The 15,809-nt window shown below is 39.0% G+C and carries 15 protein-coding genes; 8 read left to right on the forward strand and 7 right to left on the reverse strand.

Translation table 11 applies throughout. The features are described from left to right. Positions 1-5 precede the first annotated feature (5 nt). Both ANA_RS21355 and ANA_RS21360 read right to left on the reverse strand, forming a co-directional pair. Entirely contained in the window at positions 6-383 is a 378-nt protein-coding gene (locus ANA_RS21355; protein WP_015083499.1) for a hypothetical protein, read from the reverse strand. Further along, positions 355-942, reverse strand: coding sequence for a Panacea domain-containing protein (locus ANA_RS21360; protein WP_015083500.1), 588 nt, complete (start codon positions 940-942; stop codon positions 355-357). The genes ANA_RS21355 and ANA_RS21360 overlap by 29 nt, the downstream gene beginning before the upstream one ends. 255 nt (positions 943-1,197) lie before the next feature. Between ANA_RS21360 and ANA_RS21365 the strand changes: the two genes are divergently transcribed. The 6 genes from ANA_RS21365 (at position 1,198) to ANA_RS21385 (ending at position 9,065) form a co-directional block, all read left to right on the forward strand. After that, entirely contained in the window at positions 1,198-1,752 is a 555-nt protein-coding gene (locus ANA_RS21365; RefSeq protein ID WP_015083501.1) for an RDD family protein, read from the forward strand. A gap of 46 nt (positions 1,753-1,798) precedes the next feature. Next, on the forward strand, positions 1,799-1,993 hold the full coding sequence (gene rpmG / locus ANA_RS25100; protein WP_010998585.1) for a 50S ribosomal protein L33: 195 nt from the start codon (positions 1,799-1,801) through the stop codon (positions 1,991-1,993). Between the two features lie 2 nt (positions 1,994-1,995). Further along, positions 1,996-2,211 carry a 30S ribosomal protein S18 gene (rpsR, locus tag ANA_RS21370; RefSeq protein ID WP_015083502.1) on the forward strand — a complete coding sequence of 72 codons (216 nt, stop codon included), beginning with the start codon at positions 1,996-1,998 and terminating at the stop codon, positions 2,209-2,211. 298 nt (positions 2,212-2,509) lie between these two features. Next, a complete protein-coding gene (locus ANA_RS21375; RefSeq protein ID WP_015083503.1) occupies positions 2,510-4,570 on the forward strand; it encodes a ribonuclease catalytic domain-containing protein in 2,061 nt (686 codons plus the stop codon). Positions 4,571-4,863: 293 nt separating this feature from the next. Continuing rightward, on the forward strand, positions 4,864-6,141 hold the full coding sequence (gene iscB / locus ANA_RS21380; RefSeq protein ID WP_015083504.1) for an RNA-guided endonuclease IscB: 1,278 nt from the start codon (positions 4,864-4,866) through the stop codon (positions 6,139-6,141). 74 nt (positions 6,142-6,215) lie between these two features. Further along, positions 6,216-9,065, forward strand: coding sequence for a zinc-dependent metalloprotease (locus ANA_RS21385; RefSeq protein WP_015083505.1), 2,850 nt, complete (start codon positions 6,216-6,218; stop codon positions 9,063-9,065). Positions 9,066-9,152: 87 nt separating this feature from the next. Here the strand turns inward: ANA_RS21385 and ANA_RS21390 are convergent, their stop codons facing one another. Continuing rightward, positions 9,153-10,274 carry a ferrochelatase gene (locus ANA_RS21390; RefSeq protein WP_015083506.1) on the reverse strand — a complete coding sequence of 374 codons (1,122 nt, stop codon included), beginning with the start codon at positions 10,272-10,274 and terminating at the stop codon, positions 9,153-9,155. A gap of 432 nt (positions 10,275-10,706) precedes the next feature. On the opposite strand from ANA_RS21390, the gene ANA_RS21395 reads away from it, so the two are divergent. Next, the gene (locus ANA_RS21395) at positions 10,707-11,171 is read left to right on the forward strand and encodes a DUF29 domain-containing protein (RefSeq protein ID WP_015083507.1); all 465 of its coding nucleotides are present in this window, start codon (positions 10,707-10,709) and stop codon (positions 11,169-11,171) included. Positions 11,172-11,235: 64 nt separating this feature from the next. Here ANA_RS21395 and ANA_RS21400 read toward each other — a convergent pair whose 3' ends face one another. Beyond that, complete coding sequence (locus tag ANA_RS21400) at positions 11,236-11,910, reverse strand: TolC family protein (RefSeq protein ID WP_015083508.1); 675 nt, start codon at positions 11,908-11,910, stop codon at positions 11,236-11,238. 137 nt (positions 11,911-12,047) lie between these two features. Between ANA_RS21400 and ANA_RS27195 the strand changes: the two genes are divergently transcribed. Then, entirely contained in the window at positions 12,048-12,416 is a 369-nt protein-coding gene (locus tag ANA_RS27195) for a hypothetical protein (protein ID WP_041458662.1), read from the forward strand. A gap of 2 nt (positions 12,417-12,418) precedes the next feature. Here ANA_RS27195 and ANA_RS26765 read toward each other — a convergent pair whose 3' ends face one another. Genes ANA_RS26765 through ldpA form a run of 3 tightly spaced genes read right to left on the reverse strand, consistent with a single transcriptional unit; the run spans position 12,419 to position 15,562 of the window. Continuing rightward, complete coding sequence (locus ANA_RS26765) at positions 12,419-12,568, reverse strand: hypothetical protein (RefSeq protein ID WP_158310561.1); 150 nt, start codon at positions 12,566-12,568, stop codon at positions 12,419-12,421. Between the two features lie 59 nt (positions 12,569-12,627). After that, on the reverse strand, positions 12,628-14,379 hold the full coding sequence (locus tag ANA_RS21410; protein ID WP_015083510.1) for a R3H domain-containing nucleic acid-binding protein: 1,752 nt from the start codon (positions 14,377-14,379) through the stop codon (positions 12,628-12,630). A 25-nt stretch (positions 14,380-14,404) separates the two neighbouring features. Next, a complete protein-coding gene (gene ldpA / locus ANA_RS21415; RefSeq protein ID WP_015083511.1) occupies positions 14,405-15,562 on the reverse strand; it encodes a circadian clock protein LdpA in 1,158 nt (385 codons plus the stop codon). Positions 15,563-15,809: the final 247 nt, after the last annotated feature.

The raw sequence follows: 15,809 nt of genomic DNA on the forward strand, positions 1-15,809 counted from the left end.
TGAAATTAACAGTCTAATATTTCCCTAATAACACTTTTTAAATCTGCATCAGCAGGGCGTTTTGTAAACTGTTCATGACTATAAATCCATACAGGCGTAATTACAAACATTTCTGAATTGACTAAATACATCAATCTAATTTGTCCAGAAGCACCTTTAGCAAACCTCAATTCCAATTTATGAAAAGTCCATCCTTCTGGTAAATCAATCTTACCAGGTAACGGTTCTTGGCGGGAATTTGGAGGATATTGATCTGCAATCAAATCTTCCAATACTTCTACAATCAATTCAACAAAAGCATCTCCATGAACTTTTCTCAGTTTTTTGAAAGAACGTTTAAAATTTTCGGATTCTTCAATCGAGAAGGGAATTAAGCCAGTCACGCACTTCTCCTTTCTTGATTCTAGTTGATGATTCCGAAGTACAAGCGTCCTTCACAAGTTCAGACATTATAGGTTGATAAGCAGGATGATCACGTTCTATTAAGTCTAATTTTTGATGACCTAATGCTTTCAAATCCTCCAGCAAAATCGGCTTAGTTGAGCTTGCTTGGGGTAGTAAACCCTTACGAGCTTTTTTCCAAGGAAACTCCAAATGAGTCATATCACTCAGCAAATAGGCGTGATAACCTCCAAAATTTTCCCACACTTCTTCGAGAAGTTTTTTCTGATCATCAGGAATTTGTAACAATAATTCTTGACTAGGAACAGGTAATTGATTAGCTTCAAATTCACTATAAAATCTATAAGCAGGAGGACACACAGGACCGTATCGCCATGCTTGAATTTCTTCTGCAAATAACGGTTCATCGTACATCGCCAAATGTAAGCTTTGTGAATAATACAGAAGCTTCTGAACTTTCATATTAGTCATTTCTGCTTCCATACTGTCTTCGTAGGCTCTCGCAATAAAGTAACGAGCTGCATTGAGACAATCAATCATAATCAGACTCGCAAATCAAAATAGAATGAATATCTGAAAAAATTTTCAAGCTTACTTACATATAATATTATAATCTGGGATTACCAAATTAGTATAATTTTACTAAAAATTAAATCTGGCTATACTTTGATAGAAACCCTAGACCTTAGTTAGTAACAATAGTTATCTTTTATCAGAGGATGATTTTAAATTGTTGAGAGATATTGATACAAGTTTAAATAAACTCACTATTCTACCAGCAGCGAGGTAAAGGCTATGACTCTTGTTAAAGTCAATCAAAGACACTTCCCAAAAGGGGATCTTACCCGTCGAGGTATGGCCTTAGCTCTTGACTTCTTCTGTGCATGGTTCCTGAGTTCTATTTTCAGAAGTAATCAAATCGGGATTCAATTTACCCAAATCTTTGTTTTTATTTTTGCTTGGCTAATTTTCCGCGTCATCATAGTTTACAACAATCAAGGACAAAGTTTAGGCCGTTGGGCATTTGATTTAAAGATCCTAGAAGTTGCAAATGGCGAAATAGTCAATAGAATCCCCCAATTTCAGACCTTATTACTGCGAGAAGGGATTATTTGCTTTTCTAGCTTGTTATTATCCATTTTCTTGGGGAATATCATCCTCAATCCCGCTGCTGTCGTCCTATTACTTCCCCTGATCATTGACGGCGGTGCAGCTTTATCCGATACTCAGATGCGACAGGCATTCCATGACCGCTTTTTTCGGACTATCATAGTTTCTTCCCGTCGGGGTTATTCATTAGATATAAAAATTAAACGGTTAGTTGCAAAATTTCCACGAAATATGAGATAATAACCATTTGTGTTAATTATCTCCAGGCTTTACAGTTTCTAAGATTATGGCTAAGAGTAAAGGTGCGCGCATAATAGTGACACTAGAATGCACCGAGTGTCGAACAAATCCAGATAAACGTTCACCTGGCGTATCCCGTTATACCAGTACCAAGAACCGTCGGAACACAACCAACCGCTTAGAACTGAAAAAGTTCTGTACCCACTGCAACAAACACACAGTTCACAAGGAAATTAAGTAAGAATGAGTTACTATCGTCGTCGCCTTTCTCCAATTAAGCCCGGAGATCCCATTGATTACAAAGATGTAGATTTGTTGCGGAAGTTTCTCACCGAACGTGGTAAAATATTACCTCGGAGAATCACCGGTTTAACCTGTCAGCAACAACGCGCTCTGACTCTAGCCATTAAACGCTCTCGAATTGTGGCTTTATTGCCCTTCATTAACGCCGAAGGTTAAGAATATTTTGGATTTTGGATTTTGGATGATCATCCAAAAAAGTAGCAGTTGCATGGATATGCCCAGTTACTTTGAGTCCAAAATCTAAAATTTAATATTTAATGTTAGGAAATTGCTAAAAACATTTAATTAATTCATTCTCAAAAATGGTACGATATCGCTAAATTTGAGGATGGAATTCTAAACTGGAATAGCATTTCTCACAGCAAATTATTAAATAAAGGATTAAATACCCGTTATTTAATCCAGAATTTCCAGTCTAAAAATCTCAAAATATTAAAATTAAAGTGCGACAGTTGTGGATAAGGGGACGTTAGTTGAATTTAGGGTTAAAGGCGATCGCCGTCTTGGAGTGATAGATCGTCCAGACGGTAAAACTAGTTGGTTTGTAGTAGATGAACGTGGTCAATCCCATAACATCAAAAATAACCAATTTACCTACACGGTTAACGGACAAACCTATAAACCAGGGGAAATCGCTGAGTTTTTAAGTCAAGTTCAGCCTTATCTAGACCCATCAAGTCTGGAAATAGCTTGGGAACTACTGATTGAAGATGGAGAAACTGTCACTCCTAGCCAATTGGCAAATCTCCTATTTTCGGAATCCACACCTCCCCAGTGTTATGCAGCCCATTGTTTGTTATCAGAAGATAAACTCTATTTCAAACAAAAAGGAGACGCTTACGAACCCCGCAGCGCGGCGCAAATAGCAGAACGCAAGCACCAGATTCAAGTAGAATCACAAAAAGCCAAGGGACAGCAGGAATTTTTAGCCCGGATAGAACAGGCGCTCCAGGGACAAGTGGTAGAATGGCAAAGACTGGATCGCCAGCGTTTAGACGCATTAGAAAAATATGCGACTTTGCTGGCAGATGTGGTGATGCTGAAAGTGAACTATGATTCTTTAGCTCGTGCTTGTCCGCCTCCAGCTTCAGTATTAGAAACTATGAATATGCTGGGACGTTCTGCTACGCCCCAGGCGGCCTTTCAACTCTTGATAGATTTGGGTTTGTGGACTTCCCACGAAAACCTGTTCCTGCGCCGTTCATCAATTTCCGTTCAATTTCCTCATCAGGTATTAGAAGTGGCGCAAGAATGTTGGGATTTTCCTCCTACAGATTTAGATACAAACCGTCTCGATCTCACACATCTCAAGGTATATACCATTGATGATGAAAGCACTACAGAAATAGACGATGGTTTGAGTTGGGAGATATTACCAGATGGTAAGGAACGGTTATGGGTGCATATTGCTGACCCGACGCGGTTATTAATGCCAGATGATGAATTAGATTTAGAAGCCAGAAAACGGGGTAGTACGGTATATTTACCCACGGGGATGATTCCCATGTTCCCAGAGGTGTTGGCCACAGGTCCCATGAGTTTAATTCAGGGGAAAGTCTGTTGCGCCCTCAGCTTTGGGGTGATTTTAGATGCAGTTGGGTCCGTGGAAGATTACTGTATACACACTGGTTTAATTAAGCCTACCTACCGCCTCACCTATCAAGATGTGGATGAGATGCTGGAGTTGGGAGTTCAAGCAGAACCAGAAATTGAGGCGATCGCTAATTGGGCAAAAATCCGCAAAACTTGGCGTTATGGTCAAGGTGCTATCAGTATCAATATGCCCGAAGCGATGATCAAAGTCAAAGACGATGATATCAATATTGATGTTTTAGATGATTCTTCCTCCCGCCAATTAGTCGCAGAAATGATGATTCTTGCTGGAGAAGTTGCCGCCCGTTACGGACAAACTCATAATATCCCGCTGCCCTTTCGCGGCCAACCCCAACCAGAATTACCTCCAGAGGAAGAACTGCTCCTGCTTCCAGCCGGTTTTGTTCGTTCCTGTGCGATGCGACGCTGTATGCCTAAAAGCGAAATGAGCATTACACCAGTGCGCCATGCTGGTTTGGGTTTAGATACCTACACTCAAGCTACTTCCCCCATTCGTCGTTATAGCGACTTACTCACCCACTTTCAATTAAAGGCACATTTACGCGGCGAAGGTTTACCATTCTCTGCTGAACAACTCAAAGAAGTGATGATGACGGTCAGCAGCATCACTCAAGAAGCAACAATGGTGGAACGACAAACTAATAGATATTACGCTTTAGAATATTTACGTCGTCATCCTGAACAAGTTTGGCAGGTAACGGTATTAATGTGGTTACGAGAAGATAGCAATTTAGGACTAATTTTATTAGAAGATTTGGGTTTACAATTGCCTATGTCCTTCCGGCGTTCTGTCAGTTTGGGAGAAAATTTATTAGTGAAAGTTAGTTTGGCTGATCCCCAAAAAGATATGATTCACTTCCAGGAAATTATGTATCAGGAAGCCCAATCAGTTACGAATTAGGATAGGTTATGTTTCGCGCCCAGTCGCAAAGGAGCAAAGGAGCAAAGGCGCAAAGTTGGAGAGTTTCCATTTCAGAGAGCATAAATAAACGGAGTAATCTGTAGTTTATGTGAACCAAACCACCCTGAGCGTAGTCGAATGGGTAAACGTTATCTAGGTCATAACACCTTGGGATTCGCTAGTCCCCTGCCATGTTGCTACTTATTAAACAATCCGCAAGGATAGTGTATTTAGCATAACAAGCTCAGATAACAAGGTTGAAGCAAACATTACCCTGAAAAGGTGAAATTTAAATGTCTAATTTTGTTCTAGTTCTTGATACCAACAAAAAACCACTTACTCCAATCCATCCAGGAGATGCACGTTTTTTATTAAATCAACAAAAAGCTGCTGTATTTAGAAGATTTCCATTTACCATAATTTTGAAAGAACCTAAATCTCACGTTCCAACTCAACCGATTGAATTAAAAATAGATCCAGGGAGTAAAACTACAGGTTTTGCGTTAGTTCAAAATAATAAAGTCATCTGGGGTATGGAATTACAACACAGAGGTTTAGCTATTAAAGAAAGCCTAGAAACTCGAAAAGGAGTAAGGCGAGGAAGACGTTCTAGACATACTCGTTATCGTCAAGCTAGATTTCTTAACCGCACTAAACCTCAAGGTTGGTTAGCACCTTCTTTAAGCCATAGAGTTTTAACTATTAACACTTGGGTCAAAAGATTATGTAATTTTGCCCCAATAACTGACATAGTTCAAGAGCTTGCTAGGTTTGACCTACAGCAGCTAGAAAACCCGGAGATATCAGGCTTTGAGTATCAACAGGGAGAGTTACAAGGGTATGAAGTCCGTGAATATCTTTTGAATAAATGGAATAGAAAATGTGCATACTGTACTGCTGAAAATGTCCCTTTACAAGTTGAGCATATTAAACCAAAAGCCAAAGGAGGAACTAATAGAATTTCTAATTTGTGTCTAGCTTGTGAGAAATGCAATATCAAAAAAGGTACTCAAGATATTGAGAAGTTTTTAGTAAAAAAGCCTGAGTTGTTGAAGCAAATTTTATCCCAAGCCCAGCGGACACTAAAAGATGCGTCTGCTGTAAATTCAACGAGATGGGCTTTATTTAATAAGTTAAAAGAAACTGGATTACCTATAACAACAGGTTCAGGAGGTTTAACTAAGTTTAATAGAACTCGTTTAGGATTGCCTAAAACTCATTGGATTGATGCTGCTTGTGTAGGGAAAGTTGAAACTCTCAAAATACTTACAACAAAAATTTTAACAGTAAAAAGCACAGGGCATAGTTGCAGAAGATTTTGTAGGATCAATAAATTTGGTTTTCCTTGCACCGAGCCTAAAAAAATATTCACTCATGTTTCTACAGGAGATTTTGTTAAGGCTACTTTGCACAAAGATCGTAAAAACATAACTTCTGGAAAGTATGTAAGTCGCGTTAAAACTCCCACAAAAAACGGATGTGAGATTGTTATCAATGGTTTTAGAGTTGAATTTTCCACAATGAAAGATATTACTAAGGTTCATTGTAGTGACGGATATAGCTACGTTTGACTACGGAAAACTACAATTTTATGAGATTAAATGCAGAGACGGCTATTAAACAATAATTATCAGGAATTTAGGAAATGAATAAGTTTACTTTCGCTCTCATTTTGTTTAATAGTCTATTTGTTTCCATAGAAACTGCTGATGCTAAATCATTAATAAATAATCATGATAATTCAAATATAGAAATAGAGAGACAAACCACTAATGTGGATAAAATTGTTCAACAATTAAAACTACCATCTTCCAAAATCGCAGTTATTGATCAAAATCATCAGGTAAAAACAGAAGATTTCCTTTGGGTATTTAAAGATTTAAAGGAAGTAGGAAAACAGCCATTTCTTCAAGTTAAGAAGGAAACAGAGAAACCGAAAGCTAAACCTGAATCTAAATCACCGAAAGAAGATGAATTAGAAGATTTTACAGAAATTACCAAGGATACCAAAAAATCAGAGGGAATCTTTACTATTTATCGTCATAAACATAAAAATAAAATCTATCTGGAAATTAAACCAGAACAACTCCAAAAAAACTTTATAGCAAACTCAACTTTAGAATCGGGAATTGGTGAAAAAGGTATTTATAGTGGAATGCCATTACAAGACTTCTTATTCTACTTTCAAAAGGTAGATAATCAAATCCAGTTTGTGGTTCGTAATGTCAATTTTCGGACTCGTGAAGGAGATCCCCAAGCCAGATCAGTAGCAAGATCATTTAGTGATTCTGTTCTTTACACTATTCCCATTAAAAGTATTCATTCACAACGCAAAACCATTCTTATTGATTTAGGTGATTTACTACTCACAGATTTGGCAGGATTATCTACTAATTTAGAATTAGCTGTTAGTCCCGATCAAGGTTATCTTGGTAATGCGAAAGTATTTCCCAATAATTTAGAAATTGGGACGATTTTCAATTTTGCTAATAGTGGCAAGAATTCGGATGTTTTACCTGATAGTCGTGGCTTTACTTTAAAGGTTCATTATAGTTTATCGGAATTACCACAAAATAAATATCAACCTCGGTTAGCTGATGAACGGGTAGGTTATTTCCTCACAGCTTATCAAGATTTGTCTAAAGATGAACGGAGAGATACTTTTGTTCGTTATATTAATCGCTGGAATTTAGAAAAACAAGATCCCACAGCCGCAATTTCTCCACCGAAAAAACCGATTGTTTTTTGGATTGATAATGCTGTACCTCTAGAATATCGTCAGTCTATCAAAGAGGGAATTTTGATGTGGAATCAAGCCTTTTTGAAAGCAGGATTCAAGGATGCTATTCAAGTTCAACAAATGCCTGATAATGCTACCTGGGACCCAGCCGATATTCGCTATAATACTATCCGTTGGATTAATACTGTAGATGGTTTTTTTGCGATGGGTCCATCCCGTGTTAATCCCTTAACTGGAGAAATTTTGAATGCAGATATTCTGATTGATGGTAGTTTTGTCCGATTATTAAAAAATGATTATCGGCAAATTATTCAACCTCAAAATTCACAAACTAGCACTTCTTTATCAACATTGGTCAACAATGGGCGTTTGTGTGGCAAAGGTAATCAAAAATCTCCAAAATCATTAGGCAATTTGTCTAAACTAGCGACAGATTATGATTTATGCTATGGCATGGAAGCATCTAATCAGTTGGCTTTTGGTTCTTTAGCAATGTCAATGTTAGGAAATACTACACCAAGTCCAGAGCAGTTAAAAGATTATATCCATCAATATTTACGTTTAATTATTACCCATGAAGTTGGTCATACTTTAGGTTTGCGTCATAATTTCCGTGGTAGTACCTTGCTCTTTCCAGAGGAGATGAATAATCCAGAAATTACGCAGACTAAAGGAATGACAGCATCGGTTATGGATTATATTCCCCCAAACATTGCCCCTAATGGTGTCAAGCAGGGAGATTATTTTCCACAGCAGGTGGGACCCTATGATGAATGGGTAATTGAGTATGGTTACACTCCCAGTCAAGCGTCAACTACCATGGGAGAAAAGTCGTTTTTAGCAGCAATTGCTGGAAAATCTAACCAACGAGAGTTGAGTTATGCTCCTGATGAGGATTTATCTAATAGTGATCCGACGGTGAATCCTTGGGATCATAGCAGTAATGTATTGGTTTATTCTCATTCACAATTGGCTAATGCGCGGCGGATGTGGGAACGATTAAATCAGGGATATGCTATAGATGCAGAAAATTCTAGCGATGTAGAAGAGCGTTTTAATACCATCCTCAGAAATTATTTACAGAATTTATACTATACCAGTAAATACATTGGTGGACAGTCTTTTTACCGAGTTAAACCAAATGATACTAAAGGACAATTACCATTTGTCCCTGTGCCGGTAGAACAACAGCGACAAGCATTGATGACAATGCAAAAGTATGTTTTTGCGGAAGATGCTTTGAAATTTCCCCCGGAATTACTGAATAAATTAGTACCTTCACGGTGGCTACATTGGGGGACTAATATTCAAATCGGACGGTTAGATTATCCAATTCATGATTTAGTGTTGTTGGTGCAGACTGCGGTGTTACGGGATTTATTGGCAAGCGATCGCTTAACACGGATTAAGGATCTAGAATTAAAAAGTGAAACAGGAAAATCTCTCACCTTGCCAGAATTATTTGATACTTTACAAACTGGGATTTGGTCGGAAGTTTTGCAACCTAAAGGCAAATTAAAAATTTCCAGTTTGCGGAGAGGTTTACAACGGGAATATCTAAATGTACTGATGGGAATGGTGTTGCGAAAAGAAGCTACTCCTGAAGATGCCCGTACTTTAGCCTGGTATAAACTCAAGCAATTAAATAATCAATTAAAACGGGTGAACTCTGAAGATGAATATACACAGGCTTTTTTATTGGAAACACGCGATCGCATTGAGAAAACCTTAAATGCACCACTAGTAGGGAATTAATTTTTTTACTCTGCGTCCTCTGCGCCTCTGCGGTTAGATAAATTCCAGAGTTAATGGGCGCAGGAACTGCGCCCTTACAGATTCCTTTTAATGATGGTGATGGTGGTGAGTAATAGCTGATTGTGAATTAACAGCCATTCCTTCCGTTTCCATCAACTCAGCAATATGTGCATTTGCCCATTCAGCAACCATAGCTAGAAATTGTGGATCATCATTAACACAAGCCATTTGTAAATAATCTACATTTGGATGTTGCTTTTCTAAATCATGAATAATGTGATGCACATCTAATAAAGTTTCATGATTTTCAGTTGCAAAACCAATGGGCATAAATAGCAACGCCTTTGCACCCAATTGAATCAAATTTTGAGCGGCTACTGTAGCATTTGGTTGAGTCCATTCAATTAATGGGGTATCGTGATTTAACCAACCCACAGAAATTAACGGATAATTGTTAATTAACTTGTTTCTAACTAACTCATACATGGCTTGACTTTCATCAATTCCCGATGTAAAACCTTTAGCTTTGTGGGGACAACCATGATTCATCAAGATAATCCCAATTTGCGACGGTAGATAACCTGTAGCCAAATCAGTATGAATTTTTTCTTCTACCAAATGCGCCATTAAATCAATATATTTTGGCTCATTGTAGAACGAAGGAATATATCTTTGGGCTTTGATCCAATGTTCATCACCATCAGCTAATTCTACCAGAGCATTATTTACTTGTTCAAGAGCAATACCACTGGTAAAAATGGAATCAACAACCAATAATGGATAAATCAGCAGTTTGCTAAAGCCTTGATCTTTAATTTCGGCTAAAACTTGATTTGGTAAAAAAGGAGCGCAAAAGTTAAAAGCTTTGAAAACTTGAACACCATTACCCCATTTATGTTGTAATTCGTGTTCAATACCCGCTCTTTGTCTTTCAAAAATGGCATTATGTGGGGAGATAAAATCATGATGTGTGTGTCCCCATTCATGACGATCAAATAATGCCAAAAGTTTGGCTAAAGGGGGATAAATCCAAGTAGGAACAGGAGCAAATTTAGCAGTCAGTAAATTTAAAGCTTGTTCGTTATAGTTAGCAAAATCTTCGTAGCTTTCGACTTCGCCATAGCCCATCAGCAATACGGCTACACGGTCTTTACTGGGTAGATGCTCGTGACTATGGGTAGCGTGCAGTTTTTCAGGGGTTGCAACCACAATGAGTTCCTCAAGATAACTAGAACAGGGAGACAAGCCTAGAGAATTACTAGATGATCTCTCTCAATTTGTAGCATAATATCCTATCCGGGGGGATAGGATAAAAATAAAAATAAAAATATACATCTCAGGTATTGAACGATCTTATTTATATTTATTGTCAGAATCAGGATATCCAGGATTTAAGGATGTACAGGATGTGGGTTTGTGTTTGGGGTTGTTGGTTGTCAGAATCAGGATATTCAGGATTTAAGGATTTACAGGATGTTGTAATTTATCTTTCTTGTGTGTGATAATTAATTGAAAAGTTAATTTATCGGGTGTGTTAGTGTTAGCATAACCCGCCATTTACCAAAAATCTAGATTCTGACAAATAGAGAAAAATCACAAGCCTGTAAATCCTGAATCAGACAAATAACTAAAGGTAAAATTATGACCCAAAACATGACCGAAAACATCGAGAAAAACGATATTCTCTATGAATGTGATTTTCTCGCATGGTGCGAAAGAACAGTCAACCAACTCAAAAATAAAGACATAGAAAATCTTGATTTTGATAATTTAATTGAGGAGATTGAAACATTGGGTAAAAGCGAAAGAAGAGAATTAAGGAATCGGTTATTAGTCTTACTATCTCATATTCTCAAACGGATATATGTTAATAGTGCTGAAAACTTCAACGGTTGGGAAATAACTATTATAGAACAACGTAAACAAATCCAAATATTATTAAAAGAATCTCCTAGTCTTAAACCCTATCTAGCGCAAATATTTACAGAGGTTTACCTTGATGCTGTAGATATAGTTTCTGTTGAATATAAACAAACTCAATTTCCAGAAACTTGGCAATTTGATTATAAAACAGATTTACTTTTATCTAGTAAATATTGGGAGTGAAAATCAATGGAAGATTAGATACCTCAACTTTTTATCTGACAATTTATAATCTGACAATTTATAATTAGTGCGTTTTTGGTGCATATCGTTCTAATTGGGCTAAAGAGCGGTTGTAATCCAAAACAGCAGTGACTCGATTACCTTCTGTTGTTGTGAGATCGTTTTCTGCATTAATCACATCAGTTTGAGTAGCAACACCAGATTGGAATCTTAGTCTTGCTAAACGTAAAGCCTCCCTAGCCAGTTCCAGCGCAGCATTGGCAGTTTGTACATTATCTAAATTAGACTTCTGTTGATAAAAAGCCTGTTCTACCTGAAATCGAACTTGCTTTAGCTGTTCAGAAAAGGAAACTTCGGCGATCGCTATATTAGCTCTAGCCTGCTCTGCTTTAGCTCTAGTTGCTCCACCACCAAATAAGTTCCAAGTTGCTTGTATTGACTGAGAATAACCATCACTAACATTTACTTGATCATCAAAATTATCTAATAAGTTATAGTTCAAATTAGAGCTAATTTGCGGACTACTGCTTGACAATGCCTGTCTCAACTGCTGCTCACTAATATTACGTTGTACAACTTGCTGCTTTAGCTCTGTTCGATTTTGATAAGCTAGGATAATACTGTCCTCCAATGTTTTGTTCCACAAACCAGCTATCTGCACAGCATCAGCCGCACTAATATTGACTAACTGGGATAAATTTAGCAGAGTAGCTAACTGACGGCGAGCAATTAGTTCCATAACTAAAGACCGTAAAGTTGAGCTAAAAAATAAAAATGCTGATTTTTCTAAGTCTTTTGCTTGGACAGGAGCAAAGCTTTTGCAACGTAAAAAACATTAGCTTTTATGCACAAAACTATCAAAATCTAGGAGATACTATGTCGGAATCTTATCAATCTAAATATGATCAGAGAAATGCAAATAACCAATTTGTAGATAGAGCAGCATCAGGTAGTAATGTTACATTTAATCAAAATAATTATACTCCAGAACAGAAACAAACTCTTGCAGAAGCAGCAACAGAAATCCAACAACTTCTGAAACAATTGGAAACAGATAATCCTAGTGCTACTGAAGCAGAACAAATTTCTCATATTAAAGATAACACTACTCCTAAATTCCAACGTCGTGCTGCTAGTGCTTTAAAAGCTGGTGGTGAAACTGCAATTGATGAGTTTATTCTTGAAAATAAATATTTGAAAGTTGTTAAGGCAATTATTAAGGGCTGGGTACAACCAGATAGTTAGTTTTAGGCGATCGCTCCTTCCACTCCCTTTGTAGTGCGGGCAAGATGCTCGCTAGAATTATATAAACTAAATGCACAACAGCTTGTCATCCGGTAATAGGTTTTTCCTAATTTTACAAAAGTCCATTTTCCGCCCGTGCTTAGTGTAAACAATAAAAAAATCCCCTGAAAAGATGTAAAAACAATCCTTTCAGGGGAAAATTATCAACAACCTACGCCGGGTAAATTCTTAACCGCCGATTAGGTTCATCGCCAAAACTATCCGATTTGAGACGATAATGTTCCACCAACTCATGCTGCATTTTCCGCACTTGGGAAGAACGGGGTAATAACTCCACAGGCTGACCTTTAGGGATGACAATCTGCTCCACAGCAAGCCTCGCCTCCTCCAAAGCGTCCATTTCATCATCACCACCGTTGTGTAATAACAGTTGTAACTCTCGGTCATCGCCAATATCTGGATCATCAATATTCAGTAAGCGGCGGAGACTGCGAGTAATTTGGGGAATTGTACTAGACTTGATCACATGAATGGGTACATGACGAGCCTTAGCCATTTGTCTTAACTTAGCGTGATTCTTGACGTGCGATCGCAAAGCCAGAATAGCATCAGCACTATCCAAGTCCTTGGTCAATATCACTGGCAAAGTTAACACATTAATCACCTGTTCCAATTGCTGACGACTCACCCCATAGGGGTAAATGTGCAATGGTAAATCTTCCCCATTGGGACCTGCTTGTTTGCGGCTGGCAAAATCAAAACTTTCCGAGTAATTGAAAGATTCATCCAACAAACGGTCAAATTCACTGCGTCCCGTGGGTCTTTCCCGATCTAAAGATAAAGGTGGTAAAGCCACCATTTGTCCAGAAGAACGCCAACCATTAGGTTGAGCAGAGAGGAAAGATTCCTCCACATTAGCAATGTGTCCATTGCCATTACCATTGCTATTGCCACCATTGACCACAGCCAACTGTCTAACAACGCCAACCTTGCCATTGTCATCAACAGTTCTCGTTTGTGGAGTCGGTTGACGACCACGTAACAAAGTATCAACCGTATCAGCCACACATTCATGAACTACCCAGCGTTGCCGTTCCAGCATCTCCACAGCAATCTCAAAAGTAGGTGGCGCTTTGCGTTCCAAAACCGTCTTTTGCGAACCACGCCGTCTAGCTTCATCATCTCCCAGCGTCACAGCCTGAATCCCCCCCACCAAATCAGACAGAGTGGGATTTTTAATCAGGTTTTCAATCTGATTACCGTGGGCAGTTCCTACCAATTGCACCCCCCGTTCGGCAATGGTTCGGGCTGCTAAAGCTTCCAATTCCGTGCCAATTTCATCAATGACAATGACTTCTGGCATATGGTTTTCCACAGCCTCAATCATGACCTGATGTTGTAACTCTGGCTTAGAAACTTGCATCCGTCTCGCCCGACCAATGGCGGGGTGAGCAACATCACCATCCCCAGCAATTTCGTTAGATGTGTCAATAATGACCACTCGCTTATTTAAGTCATCTGCCAACACACGGGCAATTTCCCTTAAAGCCGTGGTTTTACCAACACCCGGACGACCTAGCATGAGAATTGATTGACCAGTTTCCACCAAATCGCGGATCATGGCAATTGTTCCGAATACCGCCCTGCCGACCCGACAAGTTAAGCCAATAATCTTACCGCTACGGTTACGGATAGCACTGATCCGATGCAAAGTTTGCTCAATTCCTGCCCGATTATCCCCCCCAAAATTTCCCACTCGTTGAATGCAATCATCTATCTGTGCTTGAGTGACTGGTGTTTCGCTCAAATACTCAGCTACATGGGGAAACCGAGCTTCTGGACGACGGCCTAAATCCAAAACCACTTCAACTAAATTATCTCCGTTAGGATGATGCTCTAGTTTTTGTTGAAGGTCTTGGGGCAAAATGTCTAACAACTTTTGGAGATCTTCTGTAATCGTCATGCTTTCTATTGGTGACTTGACGTTTTTAGAGATATGCTTGGAGCGATGAGCGCGACTGCTCAGACTTAATCTGGGAAACGAGAGTATGGGCAACCCTTACAGCCTCCCATAGTAATTCCGGTTCTGATTCCAGGCGAATATTGCCTTGACTATCAGTGTTAATCACCTCCTTTTTTTCTAACTGGTCAAGAATGGGTGACAGCAATACACGGGCGTAACTACCATAGGCAACCCCAGAGATAAAAGCTGGGGACTCTTTCCCCCCTGCTCCTCTGCTCCCCTGCTCCCCTGCCTCTTTCAGCAGTCCCATTCCCCTTAATTTAGGAACGGTGTAGCTATTAGTGCCGCCTGCTAACTGCACATATCCCGGTAGGTTTGCTGCCAAAACTTTTTGCCCCAATTTCACTGTGGCTATGGTTGTACCATCACCAATATCACCACTCATTGAACGTCCATCAGTTTGCCAAATTAAAAACTGGGGACGGGGGATAATTAAATCATAAATAGCTTTTAGGTAATTAATTAGACCTTCTCCATCGTTACAACTGATGGCTACTAACTTTAATTGATCTGCCCAAGGTGTCATCGCGTCCCATAACCGTTGGAATTCTGCCAACCGCCCCACTTGAGTATGAATTTCTACGGCTGCTATTCCCGTTGACATGATCAATGGTACGATCTCCCCTGGCGTTGACTCATAAGATTTTGTATAAATTATCCCATAAGGACAGATAGGAATGCAACGGCCACAGCCATAACATTTTTCAGCGATTACTCCAGAAAAATCATCTTTGGTATTGTTAAATAAAATTGCTTGGGCTGGACAAATTTTTTCACATGGTCTGGAACAATCGCGGGGACAGTCTTGAGAATTAAACTCAGCTTTCCGAAAATGGGGATCTTCGCCATCATTGAGACTGACCATCAACAAGGGCAAATTACCTGTCAAGGCAAAGCCTCGCTTTTGGGCATTATATCTCAAGCTTTGGGCTACCAGTAAAGCTTCTTGGGTGGCGGCAATGACTGCCGGATCTGCTGCTACATCTATACAGTCAGCACCAGCCAAGGTGTAGGCTAATGTTAAGTTTCTGACCGCAGGAAGATGTTGGTAACTGGCTCCGCAAATTAATTTGAACCAGTTACCCTGTTGTAGGGATTGTAAAGGGGCTAATAAATCAGTCACATTTCCATTATGCGTTTATTCGACTGAAAATAGCAGCCTGTGATCAGGAAAATTTAGATTTTTTTGTTACTAGTTTTTTATTGGTAAATTTTTATACTACTATAAAGCCTCTCTGTTTTGATTTATTGGTGAGAAATCTGGATTAAAAGAATGCAGAATTTAGAATTTAGAATTTAGAATTACGTTTTGCAACGGGGATTTTACCCCGACACAAAACCCGCTGCTTGTAGAAGCAGGGGACTTTAAC

The sequence above is a fragment of the Anabaena sp. 90 genome (assembly GCF_000312705.1).
GTDB classification, from domain to species: domain Bacteria; phylum Cyanobacteriota; class Cyanobacteriia; order Cyanobacteriales; family Nostocaceae; genus Dolichospermum; species Dolichospermum lemmermannii.

Excerpts from the sequence above, each read along its gene's own strand:
- iscB (WP_015083504.1), top strand. The coding sequence starts at position 4,864 with ATGTCTAATTTTGTTCTAGTTCTTGATACCAACAAAAAACCACTTACT.
- rpsR (WP_015083502.1), top strand. The coding sequence starts at position 1,996 with ATGAGTTACTATCGTCGTCGCCTTTCTCCAATTAAGCCCGGAGATCCC.
- ANA_RS27195 (WP_041458662.1), top strand. The coding sequence starts at position 12,048 with ATGTCGGAATCTTATCAATCTAAATATGATCAGAGAAATGCAAATAAC.
- ANA_RS21385 (WP_015083505.1), top strand. The coding sequence starts at position 6,216 with ATGAATAAGTTTACTTTCGCTCTCATTTTGTTTAATAGTCTATTTGTT.
- ANA_RS21395 (WP_015083507.1), top strand. The coding sequence starts at position 10,707 with ATGACCCAAAACATGACCGAAAACATCGAGAAAAACGATATTCTCTAT.
- ANA_RS21400 (WP_015083508.1), bottom strand. The coding sequence starts at position 11,910 with ATGGAACTAATTGCTCGCCGTCAGTTAGCTACTCTGCTAAATTTATCC.
- rpmG (WP_010998585.1), top strand. The coding sequence starts at position 1,799 with ATGGCTAAGAGTAAAGGTGCGCGCATAATAGTGACACTAGAATGCACC.
- ANA_RS21410 (WP_015083510.1), bottom strand. The coding sequence starts at position 14,379 with ATGACGATTACAGAAGATCTCCAAAAGTTGTTAGACATTTTGCCCCAA.
- ANA_RS21360 (WP_015083500.1), bottom strand. The coding sequence starts at position 942 with ATGATTGATTGTCTCAATGCAGCTCGTTACTTTATTGCGAGAGCCTAC.
- ANA_RS21365 (WP_015083501.1), top strand. The coding sequence starts at position 1,198 with ATGACTCTTGTTAAAGTCAATCAAAGACACTTCCCAAAAGGGGATCTT.